23 protein-coding genes and 1 pseudogene are annotated in these 25,098 nt (G+C 69.5%); 7 read left to right on the top strand and 17 right to left on the bottom strand.

Annotation, left to right across the window (positions count from 1 at the left end; translation table 11 throughout):
- Positions 1–103 precede the first annotated feature (103 nt).
- Both LDL49_RS39050 and LDL49_RS39045 read left to right on the top strand, forming a co-directional pair.
- On the top strand, positions 104–1,090 hold the full coding sequence (locus tag LDL49_RS39050; protein WP_225299181.1) for a trypsin-like serine peptidase: 987 nt from the start codon (positions 104–106) through the stop codon (positions 1,088–1,090).
- A 56-nt stretch (positions 1,091–1,146) separates the two neighbouring features.
- Complete coding sequence (locus LDL49_RS39045; protein ID WP_225299178.1) at positions 1,147–2,250, top strand: trypsin-like serine peptidase; 1,104 nt, start codon at positions 1,147–1,149, stop codon at positions 2,248–2,250.
- Here the strand turns inward: LDL49_RS39045 and LDL49_RS39040 are convergent, their stop codons facing one another.
- Positions 2,251–3,678, bottom strand: a complete 1,428-nt coding sequence (locus LDL49_RS39040) for an aldehyde dehydrogenase family protein (RefSeq protein WP_225299176.1) — start codon at positions 3,676–3,678, stop codon at positions 2,251–2,253. It abuts the gene before it with no gap.
- A gap of 232 nt (positions 3,679–3,910) precedes the next feature.
- Between LDL49_RS39040 and LDL49_RS39035 the strand changes: the two genes are divergently transcribed.
- Entirely contained in the window at positions 3,911–4,543 is a 633-nt protein-coding gene (locus tag LDL49_RS39035; RefSeq protein ID WP_225299174.1) for a TetR/AcrR family transcriptional regulator, read from the top strand.
- Here LDL49_RS39035 and LDL49_RS39030 read toward each other — a convergent pair.
- Positions 4,494–6,068 carry a PucR family transcriptional regulator gene (locus tag LDL49_RS39030; protein ID WP_308016249.1) on the bottom strand — a complete coding sequence of 525 codons (1,575 nt, stop codon included), beginning with the start codon at positions 6,066–6,068 and terminating at the stop codon, positions 4,494–4,496. The two genes, LDL49_RS39035 and LDL49_RS39030, sit on opposite strands and share 50 nt — an antisense overlap.
- A gap of 110 nt (positions 6,069–6,178) precedes the next feature.
- Here LDL49_RS39030 and gabT point away from each other — a divergent pair, with 110 nt between their 5' ends.
- The gene (gene gabT / locus LDL49_RS39025; RefSeq protein WP_225299170.1) at positions 6,179–7,507 is read left to right on the top strand and encodes a 4-aminobutyrate--2-oxoglutarate transaminase; all 1,329 of its coding nucleotides are present in this window, start codon (positions 6,179–6,181) and stop codon (positions 7,505–7,507) included.
- Between the two features lie 231 nt (positions 7,508–7,738).
- Positions 7,739–7,915, top strand: a complete 177-nt coding sequence (locus LDL49_RS39020; protein ID WP_308016248.1) for a hypothetical protein — start codon at positions 7,739–7,741, stop codon at positions 7,913–7,915.
- Positions 7,916–8,116: 201 nt separating this feature from the next.
- On the opposite strand, the pseudogene LDL49_RS59390 reads toward LDL49_RS39020, so the two are convergent.
- Positions 8,117–8,329, bottom strand: a pseudogene (locus LDL49_RS59390) (transposase domain-containing protein); the annotation flags it as partial.
- A 929-nt stretch (positions 8,330–9,258) separates the two neighbouring features.
- On the opposite strand from LDL49_RS59390, the gene LDL49_RS39010 reads away from it, so the two are divergent.
- Positions 9,259–10,089: an AfsR/SARP family transcriptional regulator gene (locus LDL49_RS39010; protein WP_225299166.1), complete on the top strand. Its 831-nt coding sequence runs from the start codon at positions 9,259–9,261 to the stop codon at positions 10,087–10,089.
- Here LDL49_RS39010 and LDL49_RS58700 read toward each other — a convergent pair.
- From LDL49_RS58700 to LDL49_RS38940, 14 genes are all read right to left on the bottom strand, one after another.
- Positions 10,052–10,969 (bottom strand): C1 family peptidase, encoded by a 918-nt coding sequence (locus tag LDL49_RS58700; protein ID WP_225299165.1) that lies wholly within the window; start codon positions 10,967–10,969, stop codon positions 10,052–10,054. The genes LDL49_RS39010 and LDL49_RS58700 overlap by 38 nt on opposite strands.
- The gene (locus LDL49_RS39000) at positions 10,966–11,199 is read right to left on the bottom strand and encodes a hypothetical protein (protein WP_225299163.1); all 234 of its coding nucleotides are present in this window, start codon (positions 11,197–11,199) and stop codon (positions 10,966–10,968) included. Before LDL49_RS39000 ends, LDL49_RS58700 begins: the two co-directional genes overlap by 4 nt.
- The gene (locus LDL49_RS38995; protein ID WP_225299161.1) at positions 11,196–11,843 is read right to left on the bottom strand and encodes a TfuA-like protein; all 648 of its coding nucleotides are present in this window, start codon (positions 11,841–11,843) and stop codon (positions 11,196–11,198) included. The genes LDL49_RS39000 and LDL49_RS38995 overlap by 4 nt, the downstream gene beginning before the upstream one ends.
- A gap of 26 nt (positions 11,844–11,869) precedes the next feature.
- Entirely contained in the window at positions 11,870–13,219 is a 1,350-nt protein-coding gene (locus tag LDL49_RS38990) for a YcaO-like family protein (RefSeq protein ID WP_225299160.1), read from the bottom strand.
- Positions 13,216–14,436 (bottom strand): 50S ribosomal protein L11 methyltransferase, encoded by a 1,221-nt coding sequence (locus LDL49_RS38985; RefSeq protein ID WP_225299157.1) that lies wholly within the window; start codon positions 14,434–14,436, stop codon positions 13,216–13,218. Before LDL49_RS38985 ends, LDL49_RS38990 begins: the two co-directional genes overlap by 4 nt.
- Positions 14,433–15,113: a flavoprotein gene (locus LDL49_RS38980; protein ID WP_225299155.1), complete on the bottom strand. Its 681-nt coding sequence runs from the start codon at positions 15,111–15,113 to the stop codon at positions 14,433–14,435. Before LDL49_RS38980 ends, LDL49_RS38985 begins: the two co-directional genes overlap by 4 nt.
- The gene (locus LDL49_RS38975; protein ID WP_225299153.1) at positions 15,110–16,018 is read right to left on the bottom strand and encodes a phosphotransferase family protein; all 909 of its coding nucleotides are present in this window, start codon (positions 16,016–16,018) and stop codon (positions 15,110–15,112) included. The genes LDL49_RS38980 and LDL49_RS38975 overlap by 4 nt, the downstream gene beginning before the upstream one ends.
- On the bottom strand, positions 16,015–17,031 hold the full coding sequence (locus tag LDL49_RS38970) for a T3SS effector HopA1 family protein (protein ID WP_225299152.1): 1,017 nt from the start codon (positions 17,029–17,031) through the stop codon (positions 16,015–16,017). Before LDL49_RS38970 ends, LDL49_RS38975 begins: the two co-directional genes overlap by 4 nt.
- Positions 17,028–18,125 carry a phosphotransferase family protein gene (locus tag LDL49_RS38965; RefSeq protein WP_225299151.1) on the bottom strand — a complete coding sequence of 366 codons (1,098 nt, stop codon included), beginning with the start codon at positions 18,123–18,125 and terminating at the stop codon, positions 17,028–17,030. Before LDL49_RS38965 ends, LDL49_RS38970 begins: the two co-directional genes overlap by 4 nt.
- The gene (gene tvaA / locus LDL49_RS38960) at positions 18,126–18,353 is read right to left on the bottom strand and encodes a thioviridamide family RiPP peptide (protein ID WP_225299150.1); all 228 of its coding nucleotides are present in this window, start codon (positions 18,351–18,353) and stop codon (positions 18,126–18,128) included.
- Between the two features lie 89 nt (positions 18,354–18,442).
- Positions 18,443–19,651: a saccharopine dehydrogenase family protein gene (locus LDL49_RS38955; RefSeq protein ID WP_225299148.1), complete on the bottom strand. Its 1,209-nt coding sequence runs from the start codon at positions 19,649–19,651 to the stop codon at positions 18,443–18,445.
- A 170-nt stretch (positions 19,652–19,821) separates the two neighbouring features.
- Positions 19,822–20,946, bottom strand: a complete 1,125-nt coding sequence (locus tag LDL49_RS38950; RefSeq protein WP_225299146.1) for an extracellular solute-binding protein — start codon at positions 20,944–20,946, stop codon at positions 19,822–19,824.
- Positions 20,947–21,029: 83 nt separating this feature from the next.
- Complete coding sequence (locus LDL49_RS38945) at positions 21,030–22,535, bottom strand: CoA-acylating methylmalonate-semialdehyde dehydrogenase (RefSeq protein ID WP_225299144.1); 1,506 nt, start codon at positions 22,533–22,535, stop codon at positions 21,030–21,032.
- Positions 22,532–23,827 (bottom strand): aspartate aminotransferase family protein, encoded by a 1,296-nt coding sequence (locus tag LDL49_RS38940; protein WP_225299142.1) that lies wholly within the window; start codon positions 23,825–23,827, stop codon positions 22,532–22,534. The genes LDL49_RS38945 and LDL49_RS38940 overlap by 4 nt, the downstream gene beginning before the upstream one ends.
- A 170-nt stretch (positions 23,828–23,997) precedes the next feature.
- Between LDL49_RS38940 and LDL49_RS38930 the strand changes: the two genes are divergently transcribed.
- Positions 23,998–25,095: a CU044_5270 family protein gene (locus tag LDL49_RS38930; RefSeq protein ID WP_308016255.1), complete on the top strand. Its 1,098-nt coding sequence runs from the start codon at positions 23,998–24,000 to the stop codon at positions 25,093–25,095.
- The last annotated feature ends 3 nt before the right edge of the window (positions 25,096–25,098 follow it).

The following is a 25,098-nucleotide window of genomic DNA, read 5'->3' as shown; positions in this document are numbered from 1 at the left end:
TAACGCCCAAATTTCCCCATATCCGTATGCGCAAATCCTGAGAAATCTGGATATTGGGGCCGCTACCTTCCAACCTCAGATCCGGGATTTCGGGAGGTACGTAATGCACCGCAGAGTCGCTCTGCTTTCCATCCTCACCCTCACCGCCGGGGGCGCCCTGCTCCCGGCCGGGCTCGCGCAGGCCCAGTCGGGGCCCAAGCCCGCCCAGAAGGCGGCCGCCGACTCCACCTCCGAACAGAAAGCCGTCCTCCGTTACTGGACCCCGCAGAAGATGGAGGCGGCCCAGCCACTCGACGCCCCCGCGCCCAAGAAGCAGGCCAGGCTCGCCATGGGCGCCCCCGGCGAGCCCACGACGGTCCCGCCCACCGGCGCCCCGGCCGGCGCCGCGCAGCCGCAGGCCGCCAACAGCGGCGGCACGGCCTGGACCCGCGGCGGCGCGATCACGAAGACGACCGGCCGGGTCTTCTTCACCTACCAGGGACGCAACGCCTCCTGCTCCGGCTCGGCCGTGACCAGCGCCAACAAGAGCGTGGTGCTCACCGCGGGCCACTGCGTCAAGATGGGCGGCGCCTTCCACACCAACTGGGTGTTCGTCCCCGGATACGACAACGGCAGCCGCCCGAACGGCACCTGGGCGGCCACCAAGCTGCTGACCACCCCGCAGTGGAACGCCGGCGAGGACATCAATTTCGACGTCGCCGCCGCCGTGGTGGCGCCGCTGCAGGGCAAGTCGCTGACCGACGTGGTGGGTGGCCAGGGTGTGGCGTTCAACCAGGCGCGGGGCCGGCAGATGTACGCGTTCGGCTACCCGGCGGCGGCCCCGTACGACGGCTCGAAGCTGACCTACTGCAGCGGCCGTGCGTTCGACGATTTCCTGATGTCCAACGATCAGGGTCTGACCTGCGACATGACCGGCGGTTCGAGCGGCGGTCCATGGTTCCAGAATTTCAATGAAACGACCGGACTCGGCACCCAGAACTCCGTCAACAGCTTCAAATACAACTTCGCCCCTAAATGGATGTTCGGCCCTTATTTCGGGTCAGAGGCCCAAGCTGTCTACCAAGCCGCCCAGAGCGTCAACGCCCTCTGAAACCATTAACCGAAAGTAGTCACAAGAACACATCTTGTGGTGCACACTCGGGGGTCATGAGTCTGAGCATCCCCTTGCTGACAGCCGTACCGCTCGTCACGGGGCTGATGGGCCCCGCACTCATCGGCGCCATGCCCGTCCAGCACCACGACCCCGCCCGTCCCGCCGCCAAGCGGATCGTGCACACGGCCAAGCGGACGGAGGTGGTCGAGCACGTGGCCGCCCGCAGCCCCGCCGAGCAGCGGCGCGTGCTCGACTACTGGACACCGGCCCGGATGGCCGACGCCCTGCCGATCGACATGCTCGGCATCGTGACCAAGCGTGACGGCCTGCTGGGCGGCCTCGCCAAGAAGACGGGGATCGCCGCGGCACCCGGCCTGACCGGTGAGAAAGCGACCGGCGGGAAGGTGACCCGCGAAGGCGAGAAGGCCAGGATCCCCGTCCCCCGCCTCCAGTCGGCCCGGCCCCTGACCACCACGTCCGGCTCCCGCTGGCTGACCGGCGGCGCGGTGACCCGCACCACCGGCCGCGTCTTCCTGACCGTCAGCGGGATCGACTTCGTGTGCTCCGCGAGCACGGTCAAGAGCGCGAGCAGGGACCTCGTGGTCACGGCCGGCCACTGCGTCAAGGACGGCACCGGCGAGTGGGCGGCCAACTGGCAGTTCGTGCCCGGCTACCGCGACGGCGGCGGCCACCCCTACGGCCAGTACGCCGCCCGCCGCATGTTCGTCACCGGCCCGTGGGCGCACTCCGCCGACGACAGCTACGACGTGGGCATGGTGGCCCTGACGACCGCGGAGAGCCGGCACGTCACCGACGTGGTCGGCGCCCAGCAGATCGCCTTCAACCCTCCGCGCGGCGGCCAGACGTTCGGCTTCGGCTTCCCGGCCGATCCGCCCTACGACGGCGAGCACCTGGTCTACTGCGCGGGCCGCCTGCACGGCGACCCCTACAAGCAGACCCGCGACCAGGGCATGGGCTGCGACATGACGGCGGGCTCCAGCGGCGGCCCGTGGCTGTCCGGCTTCGACCCCGCCACGGGCACCGGCGAGATCACGTCGCTGAGCAGCTTCAAGTACAGCGACGACCAGCGCACCATGTACGGCCCCTACTTCGGCGACGCCGCCAAGGCCCTGTTCGACACGGCGCAGCGGGCATAGCTAGAGCGACAGGCCGGTCAGCACCATGACCTTCTCGTAGGTGTAGTCCGTCATCGCCGAGTGCAGGCCCTCGCGGCCGATGCCGGAGTCCTTCACGCCGCCGTACGGCATCTGGTCGGCCCGGTACGACGGCACATCGCCGATGATCACACCGCCCACCTCCAGCTCCCGGTTGGCCCGGAAGGCCGCGTCCAGCGACCGCGTGAACACCCCGGCCTGCAGCCCGTACCTGGAGGCGTTGACCATCGCGTACGCCTCGTCGATGTCCGCGGCGGGCTGCACGACCATGACCGGCCCGAAGACCTCCTCGCGCAGGACCTTGGCGTCGGGGGGCACGTCGGCCAGGACGGTGGGCGCGTACGTGGTGCCCTCGCGGGTGCCGCCCGCGAGCACGCGGGCGCCCCCGTCGACCGCCTCCTTGACCCACTCCTCGACGCGTTCGGCGGCGTGGACCGAGACCAGCGGCCCGACCTGCGTCTTCTCGTCGGCCGGATCGCCGGTCACGAGCCCGTCGACGGCCGGGAGCAGGCGCTCGACGAAGGCGTCATAGACAGGCTGCTCGACGATCACCCGCTGCACCGCGATGCAGCTCTGACCGGCCTGGTAGTTGGAGAACAGGGCGACGCGCTGAGCCGCCCAGTCGAGGTCGGCGTCGCTCAGCACGACGGCCGCGGCGTTGCCGCCGAGTTCGAGCGTCACATGCTTGCGCGGGATCTGATCGGCGATCGCGTATCCGACCGGCGCGGAGCCGGTGAACGACACCACCGGCAGCCTGGGGTCCAGCACCAGGACGGAGGCGCGCTCGTTCTCGACCGGCAGCACGGAGAACATCCCGGCGGGCAGGTCGGTCTCGGCCAGGATCTCGCCGAGCAGGAGCGAGGTGAGCGGCGTGGCGGGCGCCGGCTTGACGATGACGGGCGCGCCGACGGCGATGGCGGGCGCGACCTTGTGGGCGACCAGGTTCAGCGGGAAGTTGAACGGCGTGATCGCGAGCACCGGACCGTACGGCAGACGGGTCACGTACGCCAGGCGCCCGGCGGCGGCGGGCTCGGTGTCGAGCCGCTGCACGCCGCCCGACCAGCGGCGGGTCTCCTCGGCGGCGAAGCGGAAGGTGGCGATCGCGCGGGTGACCTCGCCCCGGGCCCAGAAGATCGGCTTGCCGTTCTCGGCGGTGATCAGCTGGGCGATCTCGTCGGCCCGCTCCGCGATACGGCGCGAGACGTGGGCCAGCGCTTCGGCGCGTACGTGCGCGGGGAGCGCGGCGGCCTGCCCGGCGACCGCGTGGGCGGCCGCGACGGCCTCCTCGACCTGGGCCTCGGTCGGCACGGAATAGCGGCCGACGTCGCGACCGTCGTGGGGATTGGTCACGGTGAGCTGGGAGTCGCCGGTGGCTGGCCGGCCCGCGAGCCAGAAGGTACGCACGTCCATGTTCTCGACGTTATGCCAAGGCGACGATCGGGGACGTACACCACCGTGCACAAGACCCCCACCAGACCTCACCGTTAAGTACAACCTCCCTTGCCTACCCAGGATGTAACAGAAGTAGACCTAATTCGGGATGTTTACCATGCAGGGCGGTTTGAACTTTCTCCCGGCTGGCTAAGTCATCGTGTGCGGGTCCCTCAGCGCGGCGGGCCCCCGAGCAGAAAGGCGTGGCCCCATGACCTCCTCGGCGCCTCTCGGGCTCCAAGGCGCCTACTTGCTCGGTGAGCGGGCCACCCATGACGAACTGCGTTCCCGGCTTCTCGACGTCGCGGTCAATCTGCTGATCAGCGACGGCCCCGAGAGCTTGACCATGCGCAGGATCGCCACGGAGGCCGGTTGCACGACAACGGTGATCTACACGATGTTCGGCAACAGGGAAGGGCTGGCGGAGGCCCTCTACCTGGAGGGATTCGAGCGCTTCCGGCGCTTTCTGGACGCGGTCCCGCAGCGGCGGGACGCGCTCGAGAACCTCACCGCGCTCGGCCCCGCCTACCGTCAGGCGTGTCTGGCCGAGCCCGGCTACTACAGCTTGATGTTCGAGCGGGCGATCCCCGGTTTCGAACCCAGCGAGCGGGCCAGGACATTGGCCCGCGCGGCGCTCAACATCCTCGACCGGGTGATCGCCGACTGCATCTCCGCCGGATACCTCATCCCGACCCAGCCCCGCAAGATCGCCGACGCGCTGTGGGCCGCCGCCCAGGGCGCGATCAGCCTGGAGCGGGCCGGTCACCTGCGTGACGGCCGCACCTACGAGGCGGTCACGACGGCGACGATCTGCTGCTATCTGGTGGACAGGCAGAAGAAGTAGCCGCCAGCGCGATCCAGAGCTCGGCGCGCACGCCGGGATCGTCCAGGTCCCGGCCCAGCAGTTCGCTGACCCGCTTCATGCGGTAGCGGAGCGTGTGGCGGTGGATGCCGAGCCGCTGGGCCGCCGCGTCCCAGTGGCCGTTGCTGCCGATGTAGGCGCGCAGCGACTCGATCAGGTCGGCCCGCGAGCCGTACCTGGTGAGGGGCGCGAGCAGCGCCGCCGCGAACGCCTGGGCGGCGGCGGGGTCGAGCAGGGTAAGCAGCCCCTGGCCGGCGAGGTCGGCGAACCTGACGAGGCCGTCACGACCGCTCTCGAACGCCCGCCTGGCCTGGTCGAGCGCGCCGGGCAGGTCACCGTACGCGCTGGGCGCGCTCATCCCGACCGTCCCCCCGGCGAGCGCGGCCACCCTCTCGGCCTCCGCCTCGGCCACGAGCACCACGACCGGCGATCCGAGCGGAGCGTCCTCGGAGAAGCGGGCGGCCTCGGGAAGGCGGGCGGCCTCAGGAAGGCGGATGGCTTCGGGGAGGCGGGCGGTGAAGGCGTGCGGCTCCACCGCGTCGAGCGCGTCGCCCGCCACCGCCAGCACCACCACCGGCTCTTCCGGCAGCCGCCCACCGAGCGGCGCCAGCGCCGCGCGCGCCCGCTCCGCACCTGTCGGTTGCGCGCGCCCGCGCCCCTTTCCCCCGTCTAGTCCCCCGTCCAGCAGGAGCCCCAGTACGGCCGAGCGCACCCGCCGCTCGGCCTCCCGCTGGGCGCCGCCCTGCTCGACGGCCAGCGTGAGCAGCGATCCGGCCGCGTTGATGACCGTCTGCGTGACGGGCGAGAACGCCCGGGACGCCCCGACCACGAAGAACCCGCGCGGCCTCGGCCCCCCGCCCAGCGGCTGCAGGACGACGTGCTCGTCCGGTCCGGAGAGCGCCAGGCTCGCGGGCGGCCGCCCGTTCGCCGCGCCGCCCCGCCAGACCCCGTGCTCGCCGCGCAGCCGGGCCAGCTCGCGGGCCGCCGCCTCGGCCTTGGCAGCGCGGGTGGCGTGGCGTACCTCGCCGTTCTCATCCAGCAGCGCGGCCCAGCCGCCGACCTCCTTGGCCAGCCGGTCGATGACCGCGTACGGGCCCTCGGTCCGCAGGGCGGCCCGCGTGAGGCGGCCCTGGGCGGCGAAGGCGCGGGTGATCTCGTCGTACTGCTCGGCGGCGAGCAGGTCGCTGACCGCCTTGCCGACCGCGATGAACGGCGTCTCGCGCGGCACCTCCAGCAGCGGCAGCCCGGCCGCGGTGGCCGCCTCCAGCAGGGCGGGCGGCACCTCTTCGTGCGAGAGCCCGACGCCGAGGGCGAGCCCGGCCACGCCACGCGCCACGAGGCGGGCGACATATTGTGAAAAATCGCCTTCGAGGCGCATACCCGTGGTCAGAAGGAGCTCGTCGCCCTCCAGGTACGGTGTGGGATCCTCCAGCTCGCTGACGGCCACCCAGCGCACGACCGAGTCCAAGGTGCCGACCAGCGGCCGCAGCCCTGTCCGTCGCACCACGGTCCGCAGCGAAGGCGCCATACGAGTTGTCCATTCCGGCAAAGACGGGCACCCCAGTGTGACATATCGACGCATCGGGCCAGGTGAGCGCCCGGCGTACCGTCGGGCCTATGAGCATTCCGCAGGAGCGTCGTCTCGTCACCGCGATCCCAGGCCCGAAATCGCAGGAGTTGCTGGCCCGTAAGCAGGCCGCCGTTCCCCCGGGCATCGGCACCGCGCTGCCGGTCTTCGTGACGCGCGCCGGCGGCGGCGTCGTCCAGGACGCCGACGGCAACTCGCTGATCGACTTCGGCTCCGGCATCGCCGTGACCAGCGTCGGCAATGCCGCGCCCAAGGTGGTCGAGCGAGTCCGGGAGCAGGTCGCCGACTTCACCCACACCTGTTTCATGGTCACCCCGTACGAGTCGTACGTGGAGGTCTGCGAGAAGCTCAACGAGCTGACCCCCGGCGACCACGAGAAGCGCACGGTCCTGCTGAACACCGGCGCCGAGGCCGTCGAGAACGCCGTCAAGATCGCCCGGCACGCCACGGGCCGCCCGGCGGTCGTCGTGTTCGACCACGGCTACCACGGCCGCACCCTGCTGACCATGACGCTGACGGCCAAGAACCTGCCCTACAAGCAGGGCTTCGGCCCGTTCGCGCCAGAGGTGTACCGGGTACCGCTGGCCTACCCGTTCCGCTGGCCGACGGGCCCGGAGAACTGCGCGGAGGAGGCCGCCGCGCAGGCCATCGACATGATCGGCAAGCAGATCGGCGCGGAGAACGTCGCGGCCGTGGTGATCGAGCCAATCGCCGGCGAAGGCGGGTTCATCGAGCCGGCCAAGGGCTTCCTGCCGAGGATCGCCGCGTTCTGCCGGGACAACGGCATCGTGTTCGTCGCCGACGAGGTGCAGACCGGCTTCGCCCGTACCGGGCAGATGTTCGCCTGCGAGGACGAGGGCGTCGTGCCCGACCTCATCACCACCGCCAAGGGCATCGCGGGCGGTCTCCCGCTCGCCGCCGTCACCGGCCGCGCGGAGATCATGGACAAGGTGCACCCCGGCGGCCTCGGCGGCACGTACGGCGGCAACCCGGTCGCCTGCGCGGCCGCGCTGGGCGTGCTGGAGACCATCGCCGAGGAGGACCTGGTCGCCAAGGCCCGCCGCATCGGCGAGATCATGCTCCCCCGGCTCCACGCGCTGCGCGAGCGCTTCGACGTGATCGGCGACGTGCGCGGCCGTGGCGCGATGATCGCCGTCGAGCTGGTCCAGCCGGGCACGAAGGAGCCGAACCCGGCCGCGCTCGCGGAGGTCGTCCGGCGCTGCCACGCAGAGGGCCTGCTGGTGCTCACGGCGGGCACGTACGGCAACGTGCTGCGCTTCCTGCCACCGCTGGTCATGCCCGAGCACCTCCTTGAGGAGGGTCTCGGCATCCTGGAGAAAGCTTTCGCTGAACTGTAGGAAACGCGCGAAACGGGCATCCAGCTTGTGGCTGGATGCCCGTTTTTGTAGGTGTAAGGCGTGCGAGCCGGGTAGAGAATTCACCCGGGCTTGACGCTGGCCTAGACGATCAGGAGCACACTCGGGCTTATAACGGATCCGGTATACGAGTGGCCTACCGCTGCTGGGAGCATGATGAACTGGGGTCCGACAGGAACGGCACGGAGCATGTTGACGTTCGACCCTGATGGTTTGAGCCGGGCACAGCTCGAGGGCGAAGCCTGCGTGGTCTGCCACAAGAGATGGCCCAGGCCGCGCGCCCGCGTCGGGCGCTTCCCCGACGACTCTCCCGTGCTGGCCTGCGCCGACTGCGCCGAAGCACTCACTCCGGCGCCGATGGCCACGGTGGTCGCCTTCCCATCGCGCTAGAGACGACCTCTCGCGCCAGGGACGGCGACCCACGGCACGGCGCCCACGCCAAGCGGCTTCCCCGCGGCACCGCTCCCGCCGTCGAACGCCTGGTCGGCTCGCTGTGTGCCGGCTGCCGGACGCGGGCCGCGCCGCCGCCCTCACCCGCCGGCGGTTCAGCCACGCACCCGGCGCCGACTCGGCTGCCGCGGGCTGAGCGACCTCCTCGTAGTCGTCGTCGGGGTAGAGGCACAGCGCGATCAGCAGGTAGACGACCATATGCGCGGCGTGCTTGCGAACGCGACGCTCCCGGCATCTGTGCGTGGCGATGGCCACGTCCAGCAGCTGGCGAGGGATCAGCGATGTCAGCGCGCCGGCCGCGACCAGATCCGTCAACCGCCCCGAACCACCTGCGCCACCCGACAAGATCACCATATAAACGGCATCGGGGAAGCAGCCTGCGGTGATTCCGTCAATCCATTGAGCATCTGAACATCAGCGGATACGGGATAGCCGCCGATCCGGCAGCTCACCAGAATCGTATGAGGAGATCATAGATGGGAGAAATGGATGATGGTTCGGCGAACTATTATGATTCTCGCAGTGGCACTAGGGCTCCTCATACCATGGGCCTCGGTGGCGTCGGCAGCACCGAAAGCATCGACCGCCTCGGCCGCGGCTGACTGCAACGGGTACGAGCCGTACGCCTATCCTCCGGGCCAGAACGGAGATGTGATCTCCGGAATCGGCGGATGCGGCAACCAAGCCGTCACGGTGGAGATCTGGATCGACGTGCCCGGGCCCGACGTAAGGGCAGGCTGCTGCTCTCGATACACCAGCCCGGTCACCGCATACGCCTACTGCAGCAGGACCGGCCCCGGAAACTACTACACGCTGGCCAGGACACCGGTCGGCGACAGAGAATCCGCGCGACGGTGGCTTTGCTAGCCGGCACCGCCAGGTGAGCGGCTGCGTCCTGCGCCCCACATGTGGGGCGCAGGACGCAGCCGTTCACCTGGCGGTCGACACCGAGTCCGGAGGTCCGAATGAGGAAGTCGGCTTCCGTTTCCTGTTGGTGGCCGCGGCGGTAGACGATATTCGTATCAACGGATATGCGACCAACCGCTGCGAGACGGTGAACTCGCCCGCTCAATCGGGTCACCACGAGGATCCGGTGGGCATCGAACTGGAGAAATCAGAATGCCAAGAACAAGGGAGAGGCGTCTCCCGGCATCGATGACGCTTGTAACGGCGAAGACTTTATCGATCGGCGACGCCCAGACAGCGGATCATGGCACGGTAATAGCAGCTCGGCCAAGTAATGGGTTTCCGCGTCAATCGGCGACGCCTACGCGCGTCACACCGTGATCTTCACGATACTGGGCCCTGTCGGTTTGCTGGCGCAGCGGGACGCCGCGCGGAAGGCGGCCGACAAGCAGCTTTCGGAACATCGGGTACGAGGTCTGCTGGCCGCCCTGCTGCTGCGGCCCAACAGGTTCGTGGCCCACACCACGCTGGCCGAGCTGCTCTGGGACGATCCGCCTGCCGGATACCGTTCCAACCTGCGCACGTACGCTTCCGGTCTGCGTCGTTGTCTCAACGCCGTGGACCCCTCGAAGGTACGGCTGGAGTCGCTGCGAGGGAGCGGCGGAGGCGGCGCGTACCTCCTGCGTGTCGAGAAGATGGAACTGGACGCCGACGTTTTCCTTCGGCTGATCGCCCGTGCGCAGACCCTGAGGCGCAACGACGACTACGAGCCGGCCATCCAGCTGCTGAAGCTGGCCTTGGAGCTTTGGCATGGGCCGGCCGGCGGTTGTGACATCGCCGGCTCCAGCCGGCTGCTCGCCCAGCTTGACGCGTTCAACGACCTGCGGTTGATCACGCAGGAGGATCTGAACGCGGTCCGGCTTCAGCGTGGGGAGCACCGGCTCGTCATCCCCGAGCTGAGGGCACTGCTGGCCGACCACCCCTACCGTGAGGGCGCCTGGGCGCAGCTGATCTACGCCTACCACTGCTCCGGGGATGTCGAGAAGGCCCTGCGCACCTACCGTGAGATTCGGGACATCTTGGACAGGGAGCTGGGGGTGGAGCCGGGTGACGAGCTGAACCGGCTGCATCGCGCCCTCCTCGACCGCGACGACGCCAGGGCACGCAGCGTCATCTGGCCGGAGTCGGACCGCCTCGCTGTGCGATGACGGACCGTGACCCGCCGACGACCGGGGAATCCTCCCGGCTCGGTGCCGGAACGCGATCATCGGCCGGGCCGCGGTCCCGCGTGGCTGCCCAGCCCGGCTCGATCGCCAGCCAGCTGTCGCGGACCGGCCCTTGACGGACGTACGCGAACGGCAGCCACCCGTAGCCGTCGTCGCCCCACCTCGTCCCCCAGCTGTTGAGCACCCGGAACGCACCGGTGAGCCCGGGACCGCACGGCTGGTTCTCGTCGTAGCCGACGAGCAGCACCACATGCGTACCGAGGAGCGCTTCCCTGGGATGCGGAACCGGAAAGATCCCGTCGGCGAACGACCCGGTTGTCGAGAGGTGCAGCGTGACCTCGAAGACGACCGGAACGCCCACCGCGAGCGGCGTCTTCAGGGACGTGAGGAGTTTCTCCGGTGGCATCGCGTCGCCCGCGAGCCGCCGGAGTTGTAGCCGCGGCGCGCTCGCCGGGTACGCCTCCTCGGGTGGGTCGTCGTTGACGCGGTTCAGATCCAACGGCCAGCTCGCCTCGTCGGCCAGGCCGTAGCGCGTCCATGCGGCAAGGCTGAAGAGGATGTGCGAGCCGTTGCGGTCGGGATTGCCGCCGAGCTTGCGGGAGAGGCGGTAGTTGAAGAGCAGGGAGGGCTCGAACTCCCGCCCCTCGGCCCGCCGCGCGTAATAGGAGGCCATAGCGGTGATCACCGCTGAGGTGCACAGCGGCTGTTCCCCTTGGTCGATGACGGCGGGAAACCATCGCTCGATGGAATCCGTCGCCGGCGGGAGCCCCGTTCCCGTCGGGCCGCGCGCCGACCACGGAGGCGCGAGGTCGGTCCCCGTGGTGAGGAAGCCGTCTTTGACCGCGATCTGCCAGCCGGTCACCCGGCCCGCCTGGCGTGAGCCTCGCGCATGACCGCGACCAGCCGGGCTTCCCGCATCCTCACACGTGCCCTCAGCAGCCCGCCGGCCCGCCGGGCGATCTCGCGGTAGGTCCTGGGCGCGGTGGCGTACTCTTGCGCCTGCTCCCGATCCAGCAGTTCGACCGGGAAGAGGAACCCGTCGGCATGGAAGCGGGTGCGTCGGTCCTCTCGCGTCGCGGTGTGGTTCCTCATCCCAGATACTCCCTGATCGCGGCGAGCAGCAGCAGGGCGTCATCGGCCTTGGTGTCGGGCGCCTCGAAGGCGAAGAACCGGGCGAGTGCCTCATGTTCGTCGGTGGGCAGATCGGGTTCGACGACCCGCAAAGTGTTGCGCGCGGTGCGCTCGGGGAAGTACAACTTCTTCGCCGCGTCGACGAAAGTCGCTCCGGTCTCGGCCGTGACCAGCCCGCGTTCCACCGCCGCGTCGACGGCGAACCGAAGGTTGATCATGGGATCGGACGCGGCAGCCCCGGTCTCCTCGTCGTAGATGATCGCCACCTCGTCGTCGGCGTCGACGGCCCCGGACGCGTACGCCTCGTAGATCCTCCCGATGCCGATCATTCCCCAGGGAGCGCACTCCGCGGCGCGCAGGGCGCCCATGCTGGAGGACCCATAGACACGTACGCCCTGGTCGACGGCGCCGAGGACCTCCTTCGGCGAGATCGACAGCGACGACAGGAACCGGCCGTCCACGATACCGATCACCTCGGGCGGCTCAGGCCGACGTAGCAGCGCGTCGATGTCGCCACGCTGGATCGGCGGCAGGTATTCCGCCTCCAGTTCCTTCAGCGCCAGGGCCGGGGACAGGCTCGGTCCGAGAAAGACCGCTGCGCGCATGGCGTTCCTTTCTGCGTTCACGGTGGTCAGCCCGCCTCGGCGAGGGACAGACGGCGGTCGAGTTCGGCGGCCGTGCGGACGGCACGGTTCCACGCGGCGGCGGCCCGGTGGCCGAGCCTGCTGTGATCGACGCCCCAGGACTCCAGCCCGGGCACCAGCAGCCGGACCACGGAGACCGGGATCTGCGGTGGGGACAGGTCGACCACGATGGCGCGGGTCATCCCGATCGCCCGAAGGCGGTCGAGCATGAAGCGCACGTCGTCCATCACGTCGGCGTGCCGATAGGAGGTGATCTCCCGGGCGTCGAGGACCTTGTTCACCGGCTTCCAGAGCCAGCCGCCCTTGTCCACGGTCGCGGACCGGTGCACGTGCAGCATGTGCTTGGGCACCTGCGTGCCCGGCAAGGAGATGTCCTCGCGCATTGCCTGGATGTCCACCGCACGTCCCTGAGCACACTCGCTGATCGCCCGCGTGATCGCGACCTCAACGTCGGGGTGGGTGCCGAAGCCGGCGTGGTTGTGTGACGAGGTGGCCGTCAGCTCCTCGGTGGTCGCCGCCACGAAGGTCGGCACGCCGGTGTCATTGGTCAGTTGGACCACCCGCATCTCCAGCCGCGCGTCGTGGACACGGGTGACCAGGTCCTGAGCTCGCGGCGGCAGCGTGTCGACGTCCAGGTGCGGGTGCTGCTCCTTGAGCCAGCCGATGATCGCGGCAGCGTGCCCCGCGCGGTCATCCCGCTGCAGCCCCTGGCCGAGCTTCGTGCTCAGCAGTTCGGAGATGGTTATGGCGTCGCGCTCGATCACCTCGCACAGCGCGTGACACACCGCCTCCTCGAGGCTGTTGCCGGAGGCGAGCCCATTGGTGGTGGTGATGCGGTAGCAGGGCGCCTCGTGGTAATTGGCCACGTAGCCGGCCGCGTCCTGGGGAACCAGCACGGGTTCGTCCGAGAGCAGGTCGTGGCCCTGCGCCCAGGAGATGGGCCGGTTGTCGGAATAGTGCGGGGCCAGCTCCAATAAGTACTCGGTGGGGTGCATCACGCTCCGCCCTGCGGCGCGCAGCTCCGCGTAGGAGGCGATGGCGGCGGGCATGCGTGGCAGCCACGCGGAGAAGCGCTCCATGGCCTCCATCACGGCCGAGGTCTTGGCCTGCAGCGGGGTCATGCCCTTGCCGTTGTAGACAGAGATGATGTCGTTGGAGCGTGGGGAGATCGCGTTGTAGACAGGGATGCCGATACGGTCCAGCCACGTGATGTCGGCGACCCGGGTGATGCCCGCACGCAAGAGATGCGGCTCCACGCGCGACCAGGTCTCCTCAGCCGTGACCTCTCGGTGCACACCACGGCCGTTGACTTTGGGCACCTGAGTACGCAACTTCATGATTCCCCCTGTTCCTGAACGAGTTCGACACGAGCCCGGCCGTCGCCCTCGTATCGGTAACTCAGCGTGATCATGTCTCCGGGCGCGACCTTGACCTCCTCGGGGAAGGCCCAGCCGGCGCAGTACCAGTGGCTCTTCTCACCGCCGTCCCAGGGAGCGGTGGAGAGCACGGTGGTAGGACCGAGCTGTGCCTCGAAGTAGACGAGGGCGGTGTTGAGCAGGCCCGGCCGGGTGACGGGCACGGTCACCCGGTTCTCGAAGTGCCGTACGTCCTGGTGCAGGTCGACCGTGAACAGGGGTACCGGCTCCGAGAGCCGCTCCCAGGTCCGCACGTGCTCGGGCCGTTCGTAGAAGCCCGCGGAGCGGGAGAGGTTGCCCTCCAGCATCGGCGAGAAGTCGATCCCGTACCGGCTCTGCCAGCGCGCGATGTGCGAGGGCAGGATCCGGTGCCGGGAGCGGAAGTCGTCCGGCATGTGGGCGAGGTAGACCTTGCCGCGCAGCGAGCCGGGGATCAGGCGCGCGTCGTCGGTGAGCAGGCGCCGCCGGGCGTCCTGCAGGTTCTCCCAGACGACCATGTCCAGGCCGTCGTTACCGATGATGTCGGTGGTGAGGACGGTCGCCTTCTCGGGCAGTTCGGTGGTGCTGGACCAGCCGCGTATGAGCGTGACCCGGTCGGCGAAGCCGTTGCGCTCCACCACGCGGGCGGCGATGTCGCCGGTGCGTGCGGGCTCGACGGCGTACACGTGCCGGGCACCGGCGCGGGCCGCCGCGACGGCCAGGACGCCGCAGCCGGTGCCGAGGTCCAGGACCACGTCGTCCGGGCCGACCACCTCGTCGATGGCCTTGAGGAACAGCGGCTTGCGAACCGGGTCCTCGAGCATCGTGATATCCGGATACGCCTGTCCGTACCCGCCGATGGGGAACATCAGCTCCGAGTGGCCCTCAGCCGGGTCGGGGGTGAGCAGCCCGGCCCCGGTCATGGTGGTGAGCGTCGTGAGCAGCTCGTCGACGGCTCGCCTGCCCTTGAGCCGCGGGCGAAGACGCTGGAGGGCCTCGGCGACGGTCACGGGCTCGTAGAACACGTCTAGGAGGGACAGCGCGTGGGGGCCGAGCTCCCAGATCCGCCGGTCGTGGTGCACCCGGACCCGATGGGAGCTCTCCACCTCGACCAGCAGTTCGGGGACGCGACGGAGCGTCACGTCGGGTGTCAGGGTCAAAGGTTCCTCCTGCTCTCACTGCTTGCGGCATCCGCGACGGGGGCGGATGTGGATGAACCATCCGTGGACGGGACAGCCTCGGGGTGGCCCGCGGCGCGGGTCAGAGCGGCGATCAGCGGGGCCCGGTAGTCGCCCATCGAACCCTTCTCGTCCGCACCGGTGGCGAGCGAGTGACCCGTCCGCGGCTCCACCACTTCGAAACCGTCGGCTCTGAGCTGCGCGACGTTGCGCCGCACGACGGGCTTGTTCCAGGTCGTCTCGCTGGTGGAGGGCACGACGACGGTCGGGCATGACACGGCCATGAGCGTGGAGCTGACGAGGTCGTCCGCGATGCCATGGGCGAGCTTGCCGACCAGGTCCGCGGTGGCCGGCATCACCAGACCCACCTGAGCCCACTGGGCGACGGACACGTGGGAGCGGTCCTCAAGGGGAAGGTCGTCCCAGTCGCACATCACCTCGCAGCCGACAACGCGTCGGAACGAGTCCTTGGTGACCAGCCGCAGCGCCATCGGTGTCAGCAACACCCTGATCTGTTTCAGCCCGAGCCGGCCTGTCAGCCAGAGCAGGATGTGCGGCATCGCGAGCGCCGCGACCGAGCCGGAGACGCAGACCAGCAGCCGCACCTCACTCAGATCGAGGTGGGCGCCGGCGCCGGGCCCGATCCGAGGCCGTGTCACGCCGTCACCGCCGCCGCGAACCGCCGCCACTGCGCCTCCAGTCGCGGAAGCGCCACGTCCGGGTCGCCCCCCGCGGGCCGCCACAACGTGCTCTGGGCGCAGTGCTCCAGCAGCCGGTCGGCGACGAGGCTCACCAGCCGGCCGGCATCGGCCACCGCGCCGTAGCCGTCGAGGAACGCCATCGCCGCCGGGTCATCCGCCAGCTCGATGAGCGCAGCCGCTTCGACCAGCTCAGCCAGGAAGAAGGCCAGGTCACGATGTGGGTCGCCGAGCCCCGCTTCCCGCCAGCCGAGCACCACCGGCCGGCCGGTGTCGGCGCACACACCGGTCGAGAACCGGCCGTGCACGACTACCGGCTCACCGGTGAAGGGGGTGACGACGGCCGCGCCGCGCGCGAGCTCTCCGCCCTTCAGCCGACGCCGCGTGGCCTCGACCTCCCGGGCCGCCCACGATCCTTCAGGCAGCCAGGCCGGGCGGTCCCGGCGGGGCAGGTCGGCCGGCGGCGCGGCGTGCAGCCGGGAGAGGAAACCGCCCAGTGCCCGGCAGACGTGTTCCAGGTTGCCGCGCTCGGCGACGTACCCCCGGTCGCAGAGCAGCGCGGGGGTGGGCAGCGTGGGCCACGTGGCCAGGCCGGGGGTGGAGAGCGTGGGGACGGCGGCGAGCACGGCGGCGTCCTGGGGCAACACAGTGCGCAGCGCGTCGAGCTGCCGCGCGTCCAGGTATCCCGCGTTCTGCCGCTTGTCCCGTTCGGCCCAGCGGTAACCGGACGGGGTGCGCACGCACACCCGAAGCAGGAACGGCCCGTCCATGCTTCGTACGAGACCTTCGACGGCCGGGGGCGTGACGCCGGTGGCACTCCCCGCAGGTCCGCCCGGCCGGTCGACGGCGTCGGTCGCCCTGTTCACGGCACCCGTACCGGCTCGGCGTACGGCGTCTCCATGCTCAGTCCCTCCCGAGCGTAGCGGTCGCGGATGACGGCCAAGCGGCCGGCGGCGTCGCTCACCCCCTGCTCGTGCGCCTGGACCAGCGCCTCAGCGACGAGCAGGCACCGGTGTTCGCCGAAGCTCAGGAGGCGTCCGGGCACATGGGGCTCAACGGCGAAGGAGACCCCGAACGCGAGCGGCAGCGCCAGCCGCGGGTAGTCGTCACGCAGGACGGCGCGTACCTTCGCGCACATCTCCAGCAGGGCCGTCCGATGGTCCGACCATGCCTCCGCGCTCAGGAAGAGCACTCCAGCGTCGCGCCGGTGGTAGGCGGCCGGGTGGTTGGCCATCTTGAACTGGAAGGGGACCTCCAGCGCGTTGAGCGTCGAGGTGACCGCCTTCATCAGGACCGGGGCCCCGAGGTGTCCGTCCAGGCTGAAATAGATGCGGACCAGGCCATCCTCGCGTTCGGCCACACCCTGGTCGCCGATGGCCATGTACCAGCCGAGCAGGGCGTACCGCATGCTCGGCGGGAAACGCACCGACACCAGTGCGCCTACCTTCACCTCGCCGTCCGGTTCGGCCGCGACCAGCTCCTGCGGGGCGGCGCTGAGCGTGATGCCCTCCCCGTGCACCAGGAAGCGCTGCCCGTCGTGCCCGGTGATCCGCCAGCCAGGGGTGAGATGGCCGCGTCCGGTGTTGTGCCCGTGAAGCTGCTCGCTGAACGGATAGTCCTCGTAGTCAGGGATGGTGGCGACGGCCTTGCCGCCGTCCATGAGGATCTGTGCGGCCGCGTCGTCCCCCGCGTAATAGGACAGATAGATGAGCTTCGCAAGATAGGTGACGACCGGGTGGTCGGCGCTGGCCGCCATGTCGCGCGGCGGCTCGAGGGTCCCGAATCGTGCATGAGTGAAGGTGAAGGCGTCCTCGATCACCACCTCTTCCGCGATCTCACGGAAGAAGCGGAGATAGGGGTTGTCCGTCTCGCCCGTCATCGCAGGATCGCCTCCGGGGTGGGATTCTGGATCAGCTGCTTTCCGTACAGCAGGCAGAGGTGGCCGATCCGGCCGAGAGCGCCCAGGAGTTGCAGTCGGCTCGCCGCCTGGACCAGCAGGAGGACGCCCGCGTAGCGGAAGATCTGCTCCTCGCGGGAGTGCTCGAGCTCGGCCAGCCGGCGGTAGGCGATGAGGAAGGTGCGGATGTTGTGCCGCGCCGCGCGAGGTCCGTCCGGATCACCGTGGCGGCGCAGGGCGGCGGCGAGGAACTGGCCCACCAGAGTGCCGAGGTCGAAATACGGGTCGCCGAACCCGGCGGCCTCCCAGTCGATGATGCGGACGGGTGCGGGCGCCTGCGGGTCCCGGGCCAGGAGGATGTTGTCATCACGCAGGTCGCAGTGGATCAGGCTGTCCGGCCTCCACTCCGCGTGAATCTCCAGGAAGTCGTGCTTGAGCTCCTGCATCGTCCGCAGGTATACGTCGAAGTCGATGCCGCAGCCGTGGGCGTATTCGTACGGCGTGGGGATCGTCGACTTCGGCACCGGCGGCCGCAGCAGCCAGTCGGGGTACTCGGCGTACGCTTCTTCGATCGACGCGCGGTGCAGTCCTGCCATCGCCGCGGCCAGATGGACCAGGTACGCGGTGTCCACCACGCGCGTGTCCCGGATCACGTCGCTGAGGCGTACGCAGTCCTGCATCACGTCCAACGCGATGGTCCCGGTCTGGCGGTCCGCGGCCAGCAGGCGCGGCAGCGCGGCCCGGGTCCGCGCTGAAAGATCGAGCCGGTCGAACAGGCTCAGCATCACGTACTCGTAGTCGTTGTCGTGCTCGGTGTCGGTGTCCGGCCACTTCAAGAGCCGGGCGCTCCCGTCGGCGAGTTCGACCATCAGCACGAGCCGCCGCGAGACGCGTTGACTGACCCGAACCACGGAATCCGGATCTATGTGCAGCGCCGTGAACACCGGGGCGAGCTCCGCGCTGCGGTGATCGAACTGCTGCGTCCGGCGGGGTGCGATCCGCCGGCCCGGACGCGGGGTGTGGAAACCCAGCGTCCGGGCGCGCAGGAGCTCGTCAGCCCCTGGATTCGGGACCATCTAGCAGTGCACCCCGACGGTGACGACAATGCTGGTGAAGCTGCCCTGGATGCCCTCGTCGGGTGACAGACCGACCTTCTCCTCCAGGAACTGCTGCAGGTCCTCTGGGGAGACGCCGGCCAGCTCGCTGAACGCGGCTTCGGACGTGTCGAAGTCCGCGGCCGACTCCTCGGCGCGAATCTGCGCGACGATCTCGTCGAGATTGTGCTCGGGCACGATCGCTGTCATGGCCTCTCCATGGTTCGGTATGCGCTGGATGTAGGAGGAACAGTGAACGGCTCCAGTCTGGCCACGGGCCGCATGCCGAACGCATGGCGCTACGCGGCTTCCTCGCGGATCCGCCAGGGCGAGCCGTACTCGGTCAGCAGGTCGAGGAACGGCACCGCGTCGAACGCCTCCGGCCCCAGCACGCCCGTGCCCTTCCAGGCGCCGCGGGCCAGCAGTTCCAGCGCGACCACGGGGTGGACGGCGGTCTGCCAGACGACGGCCTGCGAGCCGTACTCGCGCATCGACCAGGCGTTGTCGACCACGTGATAGAGGTAGACCTCGCGGGGCCCGCCGTCCTTGCCGGTGCCCTTCACCCAGGTGCCCGCGCACGTCTTGCCGTGCATCCGGTCGCCGAGGGTGGCCGGGTCGGGCAGGCTCGCCGCCACCAGGTCACGCGGCGCCACGTCGGCACCGCCCACCCTGATCTTGTCGGCGCTGTCCAGCCCGAGCTTGTGCAGGGTCTTGAGCACGCCGATGAACTCCTCGCCGAGCCCGTACTTGAACGTCACCCGCCTGGCCGGGATCCAGCGGGGCACCAGCAGCACTTCCTCGTGCTCGACGTTCACGCACTCCACGGGCCCGATGCCCTCGGGGAAGTCGAACACCTCGGGCTCGCTGAACGGCTCGGTCGTGTGCCACCGCCCGTCCTCCCAGACGACGGGCGGGTTGAGGCACTCCTCGATCGTCGTCCAGATGGAGAACGTCGGCGCGAAGTCGTAGCCGTCCACGACCAGGTTCGAGCCGTCCCTGACGCCGATCTCGTCGATGCCGTCGAACAGGTGGTCGGCGGCGTAGCGGGCGAACACGTCGGCCAGCCCCGGCTCCACGCCCATCCCGACGAGCGCGAGCCGGTCCCGCGCCCGCCACTCGTCGTCGCGCGCGAACTGCTCGTCGCCCAGCTTCACCCCCGGCATCTCGTACGGCCGGCTGGCGTGCGGCCTGGACAGCGACATCGCCATGTCCAGGTAATCGGCCCCGGCTGTCAGCGCCGCCTCGAACAGCGGCATCGTGAACCGTGGATCGACGGCGTTGAACAGCACGTCGCACCGGTGCTCCCGGAGCGCCGCCGCCACCGCCGCCCGATCGGCGGCGTCGAGGCTGATCGCGCTGAAGCGTGGATCGTCCACACCGGCGACGGCTCGCGCCGCCCGGCTCTGTTGGGAGTCGGCGACCACGATGTGTTCGAAGAAATCTCGGCGCGCGGCGATGGGCACGACAGCGGAGCCGACGCCGCCGGCGCCGACCAGGAGGATTCTCATGAGCAGAACATACTCACTGACTGGTCATTCAGTCGAATTTGCGGGCGACCGTCCGGAAAAGCGAGACGCCCCGGAGCGGGGGGAGGCCCGGGGCGTCTCTGCAGGCACGGCCCAGCGGGGGGACGGGGCGTGCCTGCGGCAAAAGTCATGTAGGGGTAAGCAGCCCCCGCTCAGTTCACCAGTGTGCCCCACTGTTCGGTCCAGGTGCCGTAATCAGTGCATTCCCCCTCAGAACCCCGGCAACCCCCCGGCGGCCGAGCGGCGAAGGCGACCCGATCAAGCCACTTCGGCTTGTCGGCTCCGTACGCGTCGCACATCTGCTTGGCCCGCCCCTTGCACGCCTTGAGGTTGGCCGGCGCCAGACCGACCCAGGCGGCCGCGTCACGCTGGGCCGGCGCCGCCGCCATCCAGCTCAGCCAGCGGTAGGCGCAGTCGGTGTTGGGGATGTTCGCGCCGAGCATCCAGGAGTCGAGCCAGCCGGTCATCTTGCGCGCGCTGACCGCCTTGACCGGCTTGCCGGCCTTCTGCAGAAGCAGGCGATAGTACGGGGTGGCCTGGGCGTAGTCGAGCGAACCCGTTGCGAAGCCCTTGACCAGGTCGAGCGGGTTCTTCCAGTAGGTGCGGCCCTTGTGCTCGCCCAGCAGCGCCATCGCCCGCTCCAGTTGGCTCTTGGTCAGCTCGAAGGGGTCGTCCACGCTGTCGTCGGTGAGCGCCGCGTCGGCGATGGTCAGCGGGCCGTCCTGGAGCGACACCCGGTCCGACTGGAAGACCTGCTTGAGGCCGCCGCCCTTGATCCTGATCGAGTCGTAGAGGAACTCGTGGTATCCCCACAGGTAGGGCACGCCGTAGACCTTGCCCGACACCTTGGTCATGTCGCGAAAGCGCTTGGTCAGGTCGTCGTAACCGGTGACCTTGGCCGGCTCGATGGGCTGCACCTGCTTGGCCTCGATCATCGAGGCGGCCAGCACCGGGCCCGCCGAGACCACGTCGTATGCGCGCTGGTCGACGTACTTCTTCATGTCGTCGGCGGTCTGCACGGTGTCAAGGCGGGCGATGCGGCAGCCGGTCGTCTTCTCGAAGTCGCCCACCCAGTTGACCCTGGGGCTGGTGCCGCCGTATTCGGCGTAGCCGCGGTAGGTGAGAATCTGCAGCGTGCCGTCGCCCTGCGTCGGAGTCGCCGACGGGGTGGGAGTCGGGGTCGGAGTCGGGGTCTTCTTCGGCGACGGGGTCGCCGCCCCCATGCTGGCGATCAGAGCCGTCATGGCCAGCGCCATGGCAGGTGTGCGGCGATCCACGTTCCCCCCTTGTCCGTGTGCTGGAGTTTATCGGGCACACGACGGGGAGGGACGCCTGGCGCGTCCCTCCCGGTGGAGATCGGTCACCCGTTGGTCGGGAAGCCCAGGTTCACGCCGCCGTGCGACGGGTCGAGCCAGCGCGAGGTGACGACCTTGCCGCGGGTGTAGAAGTGGACGCCCTCGGTGCCGTGCACGTGCGTGTCGCCGAACAGCGACGCCTTCCAGCCGCCGAAGCTGTAGAACGCCATCGGCACCGGGATCGGCACGTTGATGCCGATCATCCCGACCTCGACCTCGTTCTGGAAGCGCCGGGCCGCGCCGCCGTCGTTGGTGAAGATCGCGGTGCCGTTGCCGTACGCGCCGCCGTTGATGAGCTCCAGGCCCTCCTCGTACGAGCCGACGCGGACGACCGTCAGGACCGGGCCGAAGATCTCCTCGGTGTGCACCCGCGAGCCGGCCGGCACGTGGTCGAGCACGGTCGGGCCGAGCCAGAAGCCGGGCGTCTCCGACGCCTTGCCGCCGCCTTCGACGCGCGTGTCCCGGCCGTCCACGACCAGCTTGGCGCCCTCCTCGACGCCGAGGTCGAGGTAGGAGGCGACCTTGTCGCGGTGCGCCTCGGTGACCAGCGGCCCCATCTCGGACCTGGGGTCGGAGCCCGGGCCGACCACCAGCTTGTCGACCCGCTCGACGATCTTCTGGACGAGCTCGTCGCCCACCGGGTCGACGGCCAGCACGACGGAGATCGCCATGCACCGCTCGCCGGCCGAGCCGAAGCCCGCCGACACGGCCGAGTCGGCGACCAGGTCGAGGTCGGCGTCGGGCAGCACGAGCATGTGGTTCTTGGCGCCGCCGAGCGCCTGCACCCGCTTGCCGTGGCTGGTGCCGGTCTCGTAGACGTACCTGGCGATGGGGGTCGAGCCGACGAAGGAGACGCCGCGCACGTCGGGGTGCTCCAGCAGCCGGTCGACGGCGGCCTTGTCGCCCTGGACGACGTTGAAGACGCCGTCGGGCAGCCCGGCCTCCTGCCAGAGCCGCGCCATGAGCAGCGACGCGGACGGGTCCTTCTCCGACGGCTTGAGCACGAACGCGTTGCCGCAGGCGATCGCGATCGGGTACATCCACATCGGCACCATGGCCGGGAAGTTGAACGGCGTGATGCCGGCCACCACCCCGAGCGGCTGGCGCAGCGAGTAGGAGTCGACCCGGGTCGAGACGCCCTCGGAGAAGCCGCCCTTGAGCAGGTGCGGGATCCCGCAGGCGAACTCCACGACCTCCAGGCCGCGGGCGACCTCGCCGAGCGCGTCGGAGTGCACCTTTCCGTGCTCGGCGGAGATGAGCGCGGCCAGCTCGTCGCGGTGGGCGTACATCAGCTCGCGGAAGCGGAACAGCACCTGCGCCCGCTTGGTCAGCGAGGCGTCACGCCAGGCGGGGAAGGCCGCCACGGCGGCGGCCACGGCCGCGTCGACGTCGGCGGCCGACGCCAGCGCGACGTGCCCGCTGACCTCGCCGGTAGCGGGGTCGAAGATCTCCTGGGTACGGCTGTCGCCGTCCGCGAGAGCTCCGTTGATCCAGTGCTTGACGAACTTCACTGCTTCGCTGCCTCTGCGTTGATGACTTCCATGTTGAGGCCTTCCAGGACGTGCACGATGATGCCGAGGCCCTCGGTGGCCTCGTCCACCGTGAGGGTGAGCGGCGGGGCCATGCGGATGGCGGTGCCGTACAGGCCGCCCTTGCCCGCGAGCAGGCCCGCCTTCTTGGTCTCCTCCATGAACCGCGCGGCCTGCGCGGGACTCTCCAGCTCGACGGCGAACATCAGGCCCTTGCCGCGTACGGCCTTGATGATCGGCAGCCGCTCGGCCGCCGCGCGCAGGCCATCGGCGATGATCTTGCCGGTCCTGGCGGCGTTGGCCTGGAGATCGTGGTCGAGCACGTAGTCGAGCGTGGCGTTCGCGGCGGCCATGGAGATCGGGTTGCCGCCGAACGTGGCCAGGCCCACGGCGGGCAGGCTGTCCATCAGGTCGCCGCGGGCCACGACGCCGCCGACCGCGAACCCGTTGCCCAGGCCCTTGGCGAAGGTCATCATGTCGGGCGTCACGCCGTGGTTCTGAATGCCGAAGAACGCGCTGCCGGTGCGCCCCCAGCCCGTCTGCACCTCGTCGGAGATGAACAGGATGCCCTGCTCGTCCAGGACCTCCTTGTAGGCGGCGAACAGCCCGTCGGGGGCCATCGTGAACCCGCCCACGCCCTGAATGGGCTCGGCGATCAGCGCGGCCACGTCGTTGGAGACGGCCGTGGCCAGCACATGGCGCAGGTCGTCGACGCAGGCCGCGATGTAGTCGGCGTCCGACAGCCCCTTGAACTGGACCAGGTGCCGGTCGGCGCCGTGCAGGAAGTGCACGTTCAGCGGGGAGAGCGAGTTGTTCTTCCACGTCCGGTTGGAGGTGACGCTGATCGCGCCGAAGCTGCGGCCGTGGTAGCTCTGCCGCATGGCGAGCACCTGGTCGCTCTTGCGCGCGTACGTGGCCAGCAGCAGCGCGGTCTCGTTCGCCTCGGTGCCGGAGTTGGTGAAGAAGACCTTGGCATCGGGGATGCCGGAGAGCCTGGCGATCTTCTCCGCCAGCTCGACCTGGCCGCGCAGGAGGTAGACCGTACTGGTGTGGACGACTCCCGTGGCGAGCTGACGCTCGACGGCCTCGCGCACCTCGGGCACGTCGTACCCGATCATGTTGGTGAGGATGCCGGCGAAGAAGTCGAGGTAGCTCTTGCCATCGGCGTCGACGACGCGATTGCCCTTGCCACTGACGATCTCGATCGGCTCGTTGTAGTTGAGTGCCACCCAGTTGGGGATCACTGCCCGGTGGCGGGCGAGAAGCTCCGACATGCTTCGAGTATCGCGGCTCGTCATCGCCACACCCACCTCCAACGTGTCCACACGACACCACATCCCCTTACATGATGTCATGCAGACTCCAGCGCCAACTTCGACCATATGTCAGGACATAAGGACTTACAACTCCCGAGAACTCAAATCCCGCCATCGGGTGAAAGGGGCTGACAGTATCGGCGACGGGAGTACCGGGTGGTTGTGGAAACAGAGTCGGCCGAGGGCGCCGGCGGAGCGTTGAGCGGCATGGACGACGCCGAGGTGATCCGGCGCTCCCGCAGCGACCCGGGCGCTTTCGCCGTGCTGTTCGACCGGCACGCGCCTGCCTTACATCGTCGCTACGTCACCCGCCGTCTGGGGGATTCGCTGGCCGACGACATCGTCGCGGAGACGTTCCTGGCCGGCTGTGGCGGCCCCTCGCCAGGCGCGCGCTGCTCGCCGGGACCCTGGCGGCCGGACTGGCGGTCACGCTGACGTTCGCCGGGCCCGCCCACGAGAGCCGTCCCACGCGTCCGGCGCCCAGCATGCGGCCGGGCAGCCTCCTGCTGCTGGAGCAGGCGGCCACGGCAGTCGAGAACAAGACCTACTCGACTCCACGCCCCGATCAGTGGGTCTACACCAAGTCCAAGGTCGTGCAGCCCGGCGACGGCCGCGTGACCACCCAAGAGAGCTGGTTCAGATACGACGGAAAGCAGCGCGCCGACTTCTTGGACGGCGAGCTGAAGGTCTCCGATGTCCCGCCGGACCCGGACGACGACGACCTGTCGCCGCAGGAGTACCACGACAGGCTGACGGCCCTGCCGACCGACCCCGACAAGCTGCTCGCGAAGGTCTCACGCGACAGGCACTGGAGCGACCTGCCGAAAGAGGACCCAGGCGCCGGCGAGCCGCCCGACGCCCGGGCGTATCGGGTCCTCTCGGTCTACCTGGAGCAGCAGGCCGTCATGCCGCCGAAGCTGGAGGCCGCGATCTTCCGGGCCATGGCGAGGATCCCCGGCGTCAAGATCGTCGTGGACGTCCCCGACGCGGAGGACCGGCTGGGCATCGGCGTCTACTACGAGCCGAAGGGGCAGCAGGTCACCACGGAGTACCTTGTTCTCGACCCGGCGACCTACCACCTGCTCGGCCGTCGCACGATCTGGAACCGCGACGAGTGGATCACCATGCCGGGCAAGGCACCGGAGCCGGCCTTTGAGGCGGGCAGTTTCTGGGCGTCCGCCGAGCTGAAGTCCGGCATCGTCGACAAGCCCGGGCAGATCCCCTAGGGG

Origin of the sequence: Nonomuraea aurantiaca, assembly GCF_020215705.1 — a bacterium.
In the GTDB taxonomy this organism is placed as follows: Bacteria; Actinomycetota; Actinomycetes; order Streptosporangiales; family Streptosporangiaceae; genus Nonomuraea; species Nonomuraea aurantiaca.
Note: the sequence above shows the minus strand (reverse complement) of the source record. Positions and strands in the feature narration are given on the sequence as shown.

Coding starts and splice junctions, on each gene's coding strand:
- LDL49_RS38940 (WP_225299142.1), bottom strand. CDS start 23,827: ATGTCGGAGCTTCTCGCCCGCCACCGGGCAGTGATCCCCAACTGGGTG.
- LDL49_RS38955 (WP_225299148.1), bottom strand. CDS start 19,651: ATGAGAATCCTCCTGGTCGGCGCCGGCGGCGTCGGCTCCGCTGTCGTG.
- LDL49_RS38970 (WP_225299152.1), bottom strand. CDS start 17,031: ATGACGGGCGAGACGGACAACCCCTATCTCCGCTTCTTCCGTGAGATC.
- gabT (WP_225299170.1), top strand. CDS start 6,179: ATGAGCATTCCGCAGGAGCGTCGTCTCGTCACCGCGATCCCAGGCCCG.
- LDL49_RS38990 (WP_225299160.1), bottom strand. CDS start 13,219: ATGAAGTTGCGTACTCAGGTGCCCAAAGTCAACGGCCGTGGTGTGCAC.
- LDL49_RS39050 (WP_225299181.1), top strand. CDS start 104: ATGCACCGCAGAGTCGCTCTGCTTTCCATCCTCACCCTCACCGCCGGG.
- LDL49_RS39000 (WP_225299163.1), bottom strand. CDS start 11,199: ATGAGGAACCACACCGCGACGCGAGAGGACCGACGCACCCGCTTCCAT.
- LDL49_RS39040 (WP_225299176.1), bottom strand. CDS start 3,678: ATGGACGTGCGTACCTTCTGGCTCGCGGGCCGGCCAGCCACCGGCGAC.
- LDL49_RS39035 (WP_225299174.1), top strand. CDS start 3,911: ATGACCTCCTCGGCGCCTCTCGGGCTCCAAGGCGCCTACTTGCTCGGT.
- tvaA (WP_225299150.1), bottom strand. CDS start 18,353: ATGACAGCGATCGTGCCCGAGCACAATCTCGACGAGATCGTCGCGCAG.
- LDL49_RS39045 (WP_225299178.1), top strand. CDS start 1,147: ATGAGTCTGAGCATCCCCTTGCTGACAGCCGTACCGCTCGTCACGGGG.
- LDL49_RS38965 (WP_225299151.1), bottom strand. CDS start 18,125: ATGGTCCCGAATCCAGGGGCTGACGAGCTCCTGCGCGCCCGGACGCTG.
- LDL49_RS38995 (WP_225299161.1), bottom strand. CDS start 11,843: ATGCGCGCAGCGGTCTTTCTCGGACCGAGCCTGTCCCCGGCCCTGGCG.